7 protein-coding genes and 3 rRNA genes are annotated in these 9526 nt (G+C 62.7%); 5 read left to right on the forward strand and 5 right to left on the reverse strand.

The window, feature by feature from the left end; genetic code table 11:
• The 3 genes from CCOS865_RS00005 to rrf (CCOS865_RS00015) all read left to right on the forward strand — a co-directional run.
• Positions 1-683, forward strand: a 23S ribosomal RNA gene (locus CCOS865_RS00005); the annotation flags it as partial.
• A gap of 134 nt (positions 684-817) precedes the next feature.
• A 5S ribosomal RNA gene (rrf, locus tag CCOS865_RS00010) occupies positions 818-933 on the forward strand.
• Between the two features lie 109 nt (positions 934-1042).
• Positions 1043-1158 (forward strand): 5S ribosomal RNA (gene rrf / locus CCOS865_RS00015).
• Between the two features lie 114 nt (positions 1159-1272).
• Here rrf (CCOS865_RS00015) and CCOS865_RS00020 read toward each other — a convergent pair.
• The 4 genes from CCOS865_RS00020 to CCOS865_RS00035 form a co-directional block, all read right to left on the reverse strand.
• A complete protein-coding gene (locus tag CCOS865_RS00020) occupies positions 1273-3684 on the reverse strand; it encodes a TonB-dependent siderophore receptor (RefSeq protein ID WP_279630102.1) in 2412 nt (803 codons plus the stop codon).
• Positions 3685-3853: 169 nt separating this feature from the next.
• Positions 3854-4822 (reverse strand): FecR domain-containing protein, encoded by a 969-nt coding sequence (locus CCOS865_RS00025; protein ID WP_119136951.1) that lies wholly within the window; start codon positions 4820-4822, stop codon positions 3854-3856.
• 3 nt (positions 4823-4825) lie between these two features.
• Positions 4826-5329, reverse strand: coding sequence for a sigma-70 family RNA polymerase sigma factor (locus CCOS865_RS00030; protein WP_119136952.1), 504 nt, complete (start codon positions 5327-5329; stop codon positions 4826-4828).
• An 87-nt stretch (positions 5330-5416) separates the two neighbouring features.
• Positions 5417-6109: a GntR family transcriptional regulator gene (locus tag CCOS865_RS00035; RefSeq protein WP_119136953.1), complete on the reverse strand. Its 693-nt coding sequence runs from the start codon at positions 6107-6109 to the stop codon at positions 5417-5419.
• A gap of 207 nt (positions 6110-6316) precedes the next feature.
• Between CCOS865_RS00035 and lapG the strand changes: the two genes are divergently transcribed.
• Both lapG and lapD read left to right on the forward strand, forming a co-directional pair.
• Complete coding sequence (gene lapG, locus CCOS865_RS00040; protein WP_208644484.1) at positions 6317-7078, forward strand: cysteine protease LapG; 762 nt, start codon at positions 6317-6319, stop codon at positions 7076-7078.
• Between the two features lie 10 nt (positions 7079-7088).
• A complete protein-coding gene (lapD, locus tag CCOS865_RS00045) occupies positions 7089-9035 on the forward strand; it encodes a cyclic di-GMP receptor LapD (protein WP_119136955.1) in 1947 nt (648 codons plus the stop codon).
• A 38-nt stretch (positions 9036-9073) separates the two neighbouring features.
• Here the strand turns inward: lapD and CCOS865_RS00050 are convergent, their stop codons facing one another.
• A complete protein-coding gene (locus tag CCOS865_RS00050; protein ID WP_119136956.1) occupies positions 9074-9415 on the reverse strand; it encodes a tryptophan synthase subunit beta in 342 nt (113 codons plus the stop codon).
• Positions 9416-9526 lie beyond the last annotated feature (111 nt).

Here is a 9526-nt window from a genome sequence, read left to right on the forward strand (position 1 = left end):
AGGACAGTGAATGGTGGGTGATGGCACTGGGGCTGTCTACTCCCAAAAAGTAACGGAGGAGTAAGAAGGTTCGCTCAGACCGGTCGGAAATCGGTCGTAGAGTATAAAGGCAAAAGCGCGCTTGACTGCGAGACCCACACGTCGAGCAGGTACGAAAGTAGGTCTTAGTGATCCGGTGGTTCTGTATGGAAGGGCCATCGCTCAACGGATAAAAGGTACTCCGGGGATAACAGGCTGATACCGCCCAAGAGTTCATATCGACGGCGGTGTTTGGCACCTCGATGTCGGCTCATCACATCCTGGGGCTGAAGCCGGTCCCAAGGGTATGGCTGTTCGCCATTTAAAGTGGTACGCGAGCTGGGTTTAGAACGTCGTGAGACAGTTCGGTCCCTATCTGCCGTGGACGTTTGAGATTTGAGAGGGGCTGCTCCTAGTACGAGAGGACCGGAGTGGACGAACCTCTGGTGTTCCGGTTGTCACGCCAGTGGCATTGCCGGGTAGCTATGTTCGGAAGAGATAACCGCTGAAAGCATCTAAGCGGGAAACTTGCCTCAAGATGAGATCTCACTGGGATCTAGAATCCCCTGAAGGGCCGTCGAAGACTACGACGTTGATAGGTTGGGTGTGTAAGCGCTGTGAGGCGTTGAGCTAACCAATACTAATTGCCCGTGAGGCTTGACCATATAACACCCAAGCAATTTGAGCGAAAGCCAGATTGCGGTGGTGAAGACGAAAGAACCGAAGATTCGTAACATCACAAATATCGCATATCCGAATTCGCTGGAGTGTCCAACAGGACGTTCTGGTAACAGAATTTCTTGACGACAATAGAGCATTGGAACCACCTGATCCCATCCCGAACTCAGTAGTGAAACGATGCATCGCCGATGGTAGTGTGGGGTCTCCCCATGTGAGAGTAGGTCATCGTCAAGATTCATTTCGCAAAACCCCTATCTGCGCGAGCAGGTAGGGGTTTTGTCTTTAAGTATAGAGACTCAAGTTTCGCTGAAGCGTCTGTCAGACGGTTCGGCACACAGAATTTCTTGACGACCATAGAGCATTGGAACCACCTGATCCCATCCCGAACTCAGCAGTGAAACGATGCATCGCCGATGGTAGTGTGGGGTCTCCCCATGTGAGAGTAGGTCATCGTCAAGATTCAATTCCAAAGGCCCTGTCCGCAACGCGGACAGGGCCTTTGTCTTTTCCGGTACATGAAAAAGGCCCGCACCTGGCATCAGGTGCGGGCCTTTTCAGTTTCAGCTCTCAACCTCAGAACTGGTAACTCACCGTAGCGCTCACATTGCGCTCCTCACCCATGTAGCAATAGCTCAGGCTGGCACAGGAGGCGATGTAGCTTTCATTGGTCAGGTTATTGGCGTTCAGGCGCAGATCCACGCCCTTGAGCCCGACCTTGCCCAGGTCATAGCCGATAGAGGCGTCGAACAGGGTGTAGGCGGGCACCTTCATGCTGTTTTCCGCATCGACCCAGCTGTACCCCACATAGCGCACGCCACCGCCCAGCCGCAGGCCATCCAGCGCGCCCTGGCGGACGTTGTAGTCAGCCCACAGCGAGACCATCTGCTTGGGTGCCTGGGTCGGCGAGTTGCCTTGGTTATCCCGCCCAGGCGAGGCCAGGCTCGGCATCGACTTGGCGTATTCGATGTCGGTGAAGGTGTAGCCACCCAGCAGCTTGAGGTTGTCGGTCACCTGCACGTGGGCTTCGAGCTCCAGGCCCTGCGAGCGCACTTCACCGACGGCACGGTAGAACTCTTCGTTCGGTTGCTTGGACGCCAGGTTCTCCTGCTCGATGCGGAACACCGAGGCGGTGAACAGGTTGTCAGTGCCCGGCGGCTGGTACTTGATGCCCGCTTCCCACTGAGTGCCCTCGGTCGGTGCGAGTGGGCGGCCGTCCTGGTCCGACACGGTGTTCGGGTTGAACGATTCGGAGTAGCTCACGTAGGGCGCGATGCCGTTCTCGAACAGGTACAGCACACCGGCACGGGTGGTGAAGCTCGAGCGGTCGTCGCTGACGCGGGTGTCGCTGTCACGGTTCTCTTCAGAGACCTTGACCCAGTCTTGTCGCAGCCCCAGCGAGAAGCGCCATTGGTCGAGTTCGACCAGGTCCTGCAAATAGATGCCGGTCTGCTGCAAGCGACGCAGGTAGTTGTTTTCGCCGAGGACCTGAAGGTTGCCGTTGCCGTATTGCGGGTTGCCGGCATCGAGGCCGTCGACCGAGCCATAACGCCACGACACGTCGGCCTTGCGCCGCTGGTAGTCAGTGCCCAGCAGCAGTGTGTGCTTGGCCGACCCGGTAAAGAATTCGGCCTGCAGCATATTGTCGATGATGAACGAATGCAGACGCTCGTCGCCGCCGGTATACGCGCGGTTCATCAGGTTGCTGTCGGCATCCGCCCAGCCGGCAAAGTAGACCTGGTCCATCGACACATCAGAATCCTGGTAACGGAAGTTCTGGCGTGCGGTGAAGACGTCGTTGAAACGGTGCTCCAGCTGGTAGCTGAAGGACTGCTGGGTGCGCTCGTAGTTGTCGCTACGCTCACCCTCGAAGAAGTGATCGGACAGGCGCTGGCCGTTGCGCGGGTGCAAGGCGCCGTCGGAGGGCAGGGCGCCGTGGTAGCCCCCATTGGGGTCTTTCTGCAGGTAGGCCTGCAGGGTCAGCGAGGTGTCTTCGCTGAAGTCGATGCTGACGGCCGGGGCGATGGCGTAGCGCTCTTCCTTGTTGTGGTCGAACTGAGTGTCGGAGGCGTCTGCCAGGCCGGTCAGGCGATAGGCAATACGCTTGTCGTCATCCAGCGGCCCGCTGAAGTCGAAGCCCATCCCGCGCTGCCCTTGGGTGCCGACCGTGGCCTGGACCTGGTGGTACGGGTCGAAGGTCGGCTTCTTGGTGGTCAGGGCCACCAGGCCACCTGGCGAACTGCGCCCGTACAGCACCGAGGAGGGGCCCTTGAGGATGTCGATGCGCTCGAGGAAGTACGGGTCGACCTGCATGGTGCTGTAGGTGCCGTTGTCGCCCATCGACTTCAGGCCGTCGACGTAGATGTTGTCCACCGAGCCGTCGTTGAAGCCGCGCATGGCCACGTAGTCGTAGCGGTGGGTGGCGCCATAGGGGTTGGTCAGCACGCCTGGGGTGTAGCGCATGGCCTGGGCCACGGTCTGCGAGCCCTGGTCGTCCATCTGCTGACGCGTGACGACCGAGACCGACTGCGTGGTTTCCAGGATCGGTGTACTGGTCTTGGTCGCGATCTGGCTATGGGTGGCGTTGTAGCCCTCCATGCTGCCCAGTGCGTTGCCCAGGGCGAAGCCGCGCACATCGGTGCTCGGCAGGGCCAACCCGGCACCCTCGGGCTGGGCGCGCAGCACATAGTTGCCGCCGTCCTCGCTGAGTGCCTCCAGGCCCGTGCCATTGAGCAGTTGACGCAGCGCCTGGTTGATGGAGTAGTGGCCCTGCAGGCCAGGCGATTGCCGCTCAGCGGTGAGCTGCGGTGTGCTCGACAGGGTGATCCCGGCCTGGCGGGCGAACTGGTTGAGCACCGCGTCGAGGTTGCCCGCAGGGATGGCGAACTGCTGGGTGGCGGCAGCGGGCTCTGCGGCCATGGCCAGTGGCGACACGCCACTGATGCCCAGAGCGGTACCGAACAGTGCGGCGCGTACCGCCTTGCGCAGGCGGGTTGAATTCAAGACAGGTCGAAAATCATTCGCGTGGGGAGCGCGTGACAAGGGTAGGGCGGTGCGCATGAGAGGTCCGTGAGATGGTTGAGGGCAGAAGGGTTCGCTTACTGTCCTAGCCGGACTCACGGCCCGTTCCCGCCAAAAATTCCTTGAACAGGGCTACTCAGGCCAGCCGCTCCAGGCGCACCCACCAGCGCGTGTGCTGGCGAAGCCTGATGGGCAGGGTCTGCGGCAGCAATGCCAGTAGCTTGTCTGTGTCCGCCAGGCGGAACACCCCCGACAGACGCAGCTCGGCGATCTCCTCGCTGCAGCCCAGATAGCCAGGGCGATAGCGGCCCACCTCGGCAATGAAGTCCGCGAGACGCATGTCACGGGTGACGATCAGCCCCTCAGCCCACGCACCCGCGTCCATGTCCTCATGCGTCATCAGGTGCGCACCCTGGCCGTCCAGGCGCCACTGCTGGCCGCTGCTGATCCACTGCAGCGGGCCGTTGCCCGGACGGTGGATGGCGACCTTGCCGTGGCTGACACTGACCCGCGTGCAATCGCTGTCCTGGCGCACCACGAAGCGTCCGTCGAAGCCCTCCAGCAAGGCGTCCTGTGTTTGCACCAGCAGAGGCCTGCCCTGCGCCTGGCCGGCGCTGCAGGTGAGCATCAGCTCGCCGTGCTTGAGGCGGATCAGGCGCTGGCGGTCATCGAAGGCCAGGTCTGCCGCACTGCGCGTATTGAGTTGCAGCAGCGAGCCGTCCGGCAACGGGAAACTGCGGCGCTCGCCGGTACCCGTGGCGTAGTCGGACGTCCAGTCATCGAGCACCTGCAGGTCCTTGCCCAGCCACGCAGCCGAACCCGCCAGGGCAATCCCGCTCAGCAGTTTCAAGGCTTGGCGCCGGTGCAGGCGTCGCTCGCTGGTTTCCAGCGCCTGCAAGGCCAGCCCGGCGCCTGGCACGGCGCGCAGGTTCAGGTCCTGGTGCAGGCTGATCACCCGCTGCCAGGCCAGCTCATGCTCGTGGTGGGCGTCGCGCCATTGTTCGCACTGCTGTTGCAGCGTCGGGTTATGGCCGCCTTCGCGCAGCCTGAGCATCCACTGGATCGCCTGCTTGACCACCTTGGGTGAAGGGAGGGCAACGCTCATCGTTCAGCACTCGTCCGCGTAGCGCAGCAGGTAGCAGTGGTACAGCGCGTCGGCGATGTAGCGTTCGACCGAGCGCAGGGAGATGCCCATCTGTTCGGCGATCGCCTTGTGGCTCAGGCCTTCGCACTGGGCCAGCAGAAAGGCGCGGCGGACCTTGGGCTTGAGGCCGTCGAGCATGCGCGCGATGCGTTCGAGCAGTTCGAGCAGCAGTTCGCGGGTCTCCGCCGACGGCGCTTGCGCCTCTGGCAGGTGTGCCAGGGCTTCGAGGTAGGCGCGGGCCAGCTCTTCGCGGCGCCAATGGTCGATGACCAGGCCACGCGCGACCGTGCGTAAAAATGCCCGTGGGGTAATCAGCTCGAGCGGTTCGCGGCGCTGCAGCAGGCGCACGAAGGTGTCGTGGGCCAGGTCAGCGGCATCGGCGGCATTGCCCAGCTTGCTGCGCAGCCAAGCGTGCAGCCAGCCGTGGTGGTCGCTGTAGAGCGTGTGCACGGAGTCGTGAGGAGGCATGGAGTGCGCCGCGAGTCAATGAATGATAATTAGTCTCATTGTTTGCGGGCTGGCGGGATTTTGCAACTCCGATGGCTGACGTCGATCTCACACGGCCGACTGGCTATCCAGGTATTTGCGGATGGTCCGGGCGCCGTTGTTGAGGTGCTCTTCGAGGACCTTGACCGCTTGCTCCACCTGTTTGTCGCTGGCCGCATCGACCAGGGCGTGGTGATCGTCCTGGGTCAGTTTGCCCAAGCCCATCGACGACAGGTGGAAGCGCAGGAAGCGCTCCTCTTCGTTGAGCTCGTTCTCGATCAGGCGCAGCAGTTTCTGGTTCTGTGCTTTGGCGTACAGGCTCATGTGGAACAACCGGTTGAGCCGGCCGAGCTCGGCGTGGCGGGTTTCGTTTTCCAGTTGCTGGATAAAACCACGCGCGCGGGCAATGTCTTCGGCGTCGAGCAGGGGGATCGACTGGCGCAGCGCTTCGGACTCGAGCAGTACCCGCAACGCATAGGTGTCGACGGCGTCCTCACCGATCAGCGGCGCAACCACCGCGCCCTTGTGCATGACCACCTGCAGCAACCCCTGTGCTTCGAGCTGGCGCAAAGCCTCGCGTACCGGCATGCGGCTGACGCCGAACAGGCTGGCGAGTTCTTGCTGGCGCAAGGCCGTGCCCGGCGGCAGGCGGCCATCGATGATCGCGCCACGCAGGCGCTCTTCGATAACACTGCGTGCCAGGTGCGGCGGCACTTGCTCAGTGCCGAGTACGGCGGTCAACAGTTTGATTTTCTCGGGCACTCGGCGTCAGCCTCAACAACGGGCGATATTGGATCCAATGAAATTAGGGTTCGGCTTGAACGGTGTCAAACCCAGGCGATGAACAGTCATCAGGCGCCTGCAGGGCAACTCCAGCTATGGTGAATGAAGTCCGTCACCAGGGGAAGCGGAACACGCGCCCGAGCACCGCAATGACGGGGGCCTCGACAGTGGCGCAATGATTGTAAGGTGCCATTGTCTTTTCCCGCCACAGGCCGCACCATCGCGGCTTTCGATTGGTCTGAACAGGTCTTCGCAGTGGCGATACCTTGGATGCTCAGAGTCGCCCTGGGTCGGCTCGGCTGTGCTGCGTTGCTGGGCTGCCTGCTGCTCGGTGGCTTGCGCGCGGATTGGGATTTTTCCCAGATCAGCCAGCGTGCGCAGACCCTGTACGGGCCACTGGGGCCAGGACGCGCGCGTATCGATGCCTGGCAGAACCTGCTGGCCACACAGCAGCAAGGCAGTGAGCTGGAGCGGCTGCAGGTGGTCAACCGGTTCTTCAACCAGCAACTGCGTTACATGGAAGACATCGACCTGTGGCACGAAGTGGATTACTGGGCCACGCCCATCCAGTCGTTGATCAAAGGCGCCGGCGACTGCGAAGACTACGCCATCGCCAAGTATTTCAGCTTGCGGCGCATGGGCATCGCCAGTGAAAAACTGCGTATTACCTACGTAAAGGCCCTGCGCCAGAACCGCGCGCACATGGTCCTGACCTATTATGCAAATCCGCAGGCACAACCCCTGGTGCTCGACAGCTTGATGGACGCGATCAAGCCGGCCAGCCAGCGGACCGACCTGTTGCCGGTGTATTCCTTCAATGGTGAGGGTCTGTGGCTGACCGGGGCGGCAGGCAACAAGAAGGTCGGCGACACCAAGCGCCTGTCGCGCTGGCAGGATTTGCTGAAGAAAATGCAGGCCGAAGGGTTCCCGGCCGAGCCGGTTTACTGAAGGAGCACAGATGTCACTGTTCAAACAATTGCTGCTGGCTATTTGCCTGTTCCTGGTCGTTGCCTTCAGCGGCAGCTTCATGGTCAGCCTGGAAAGCTCGCGCAGCCAGTACGTCAACCAACTGCGCTCGCATGCTCAGGATGCAGCAACTGCCTTGGCGTTGTCGCTGACGCCGAATATCGACGACCCGGCGATGGTCGAGCTGATGGTCAGCTCGATCTTCGACAGTGGCTACTACTCGAGCATCAAGGTCGTCGACCTGGGCTCCAATGCCTTGCTGGTCGAACGCCACGCCGAGCCAGACCGCGGCGGGGTACCGGAGTGGTTCGTCCGCATGATCGGCCTCGAGGCCGCCGGCGGCGATGCGATCGTCAGCCGTGGCTGGCAGCAGGCGGCGCGGGTCGAGGTGATCAGCCACCCGATGTTCGCCCTGGCCAAGCTCTGGCAGAGCGCCCTCGGCAGCCTCGGCTGGCTGCTGTTGTGCGGCGCGGTCAGCGCGGTGCTAGGCGCACTGCTGCTGCGCCGGCAGTTGCGCCCGTTGGACTACATGGTCGAGCAGTCGTACGCGATTGCCCGCCGAGAGTTCCTCAGCCTGCCCGAGCTGCCGCGCACGCCGGAGCTGCGCCGGGTGGTGCAGGCGATGAACCAGATGGTCGAAAAGCTCAAGGCGCTGTTCTCCGAGCAGGCTGAGCGCAGCGAGAAGCTGCGGACCGAGTCCTACCAGGACAGCCTCACCGGGCTGGCCAACCGGCGTTACTTCGAAATGCAGCTGGCGGCCCGGGTCAGCAATCTGGAGGAAGCGCGTTCCGGTTACCTGCTGTTGCTGCGGGTCATGGACCTGGCGGGGCTCAACGCGCGCATGGGCGGCCAGCGCACCGACCAGTTGCTGCAGGCCGTGGGCGAGCAGTTGCGCCGCACCTGCGCGAGCTTCCCGCAGACCAACGACCTGATCACCCGCAGCCGCGGTGGCGAGTTTGCCGTGCTGGCGCCGGGCATGGTCCACCAGGAGGCCGTGCAGCTGGCCCAGGCGCTGGAAGCCACCTTGCGCAGCCTGCATGAGACCGGTGCCACGGATGTCGCCCCGGTGGCCTGCATCGGCTTGGCGCCGTACAACCCAGGGGACGCGCCACAGGCCCTGCTGAAGTTGGCCGATGAGGCCCTGGCCCGTGCCGAAAGCCAACCCGAGCCGAGCTGGGTGTGCCTGGAGCAAGGCGTTGCGGCGCAGGCTGCCGACAGTCATCACGCCTGGCATGCGCGGCTCGACCAAGCGCTCGAAAAGGGCCAGTTCGAGCTGTTCTTCCAGCCGGTGGTGGACAGCCAGGCGCCCGAGCGGATTCTCCACTACAAGGTCATCTCGCGGCTGTATGACGAGCATGGCGAAGCCTTGGCCGCCGGGCGCTTCCTGCCGTGGCTGGAGCGGTTTGGCTGGATGGCACGGCTGGACCTGCTGGTGCTGGAAAAGGTCCTCAAGCACCTGCCGGGGCACCGTGAGTCGCTGGCGCTGAACCTGTCGGCGCCGACCCTGGCTGACCCTAAGGCGCTGCAGCGAGTCTTCGACCTGCTCAGCCATCACCGCGCGCTGGGTACGCGGTTGACCTTCGAGATCGGTGAGGAGCAGTTGCCAGAGCAACCGGTGCTCGAACAGCTGACCCGGCGTCTGCATGGCCTGGGCTTTGGCCTCGGGTTGCAGCGCTTTGGTGGGCGTTTCAGCATGATCGGCAACCTGGCGCACCTGGGCCTGGCCTACCTGAAGATCGATGGCGGTTATATCCGCAGCATCGACCTGGAACAGCACAAGCGGCTGTTCATCGAGGCGGTGCAACGCGCCGCGCACAGCATCGACTTGCCGCTGATTGCCGAGCGGGTCGAGACCGAAGGCGAATTGCGCGTGCTGCGCGAGATGGGCGTGCAGGGGATTCAGGGTCAGCTGGTAGGCCAGCCTGCACCTTGGCGTTGAACCTCGGGGCCGCATTGCGGCCCTTGCGCAGGCCCGCCTCAGATCAACCCGCCACCCTCGTCCTCCTCGATCAGGTTGTTCAAGCTGCCCAATGCCTTACGCGCGGTTGAGCGGCTGAGCAGCTTGGACTGCGCCCCCATCGGCAAGTCGGTGATGCTGAACACGCCCTTGCTGGTGAGCACCTCGATCAGGTCCTCGAGCACCCGGATCATGTCCAGGTCACTCTGCTTGAGCTGCTTGAGGCTGTTTTCCACCACCACGTCGGAAAACCACTCCTGGATCTGCGCGTGGTCGGCCGGGAGCATCTCCGTGTAGTGCTCATACGGGGCGGCTTCAACCCTCAGCAACTGGCCGTCGATGTCGCGTTGCACGTAGAACATGGCGTCCTCCCTCATTCCATTGGTAGGTTTCAGATGCTCGGCAGCATGGCCACTATTCAGTGTAGATGCCGGTCGGCAGCGCCCAGCGCCGCCTGACCGGCTGCAGCCCCT

It is taken from the genome of Pseudomonas reidholzensis, assembly GCF_900536025.1.
In the GTDB taxonomy this organism is placed as follows: Bacteria; Pseudomonadota; Gammaproteobacteria; order Pseudomonadales; family Pseudomonadaceae; genus Aquipseudomonas; species Aquipseudomonas reidholzensis.

Bases quoted from the DNA above. Each gene is read 5' to 3' on its own strand.
- CCOS865_RS00025 (WP_119136951.1), bottom strand. From the start codon at position 4,822: ATGAGCGTTGCCCTCCCTTCACCCAAGGTGGTCAAGCAGGCGATCCAG.
- CCOS865_RS00030 (WP_119136952.1), bottom strand. From the start codon at position 5,329: ATGCCTCCTCACGACTCCGTGCACACGCTCTACAGCGACCACCACGGC.
- lapD (WP_119136955.1), top strand. From the start codon at position 7,089: ATGTCACTGTTCAAACAATTGCTGCTGGCTATTTGCCTGTTCCTGGTC.
- CCOS865_RS00050 (WP_119136956.1), bottom strand. From the start codon at position 9,415: ATGTTCTACGTGCAACGCGACATCGACGGCCAGTTGCTGAGGGTTGAA.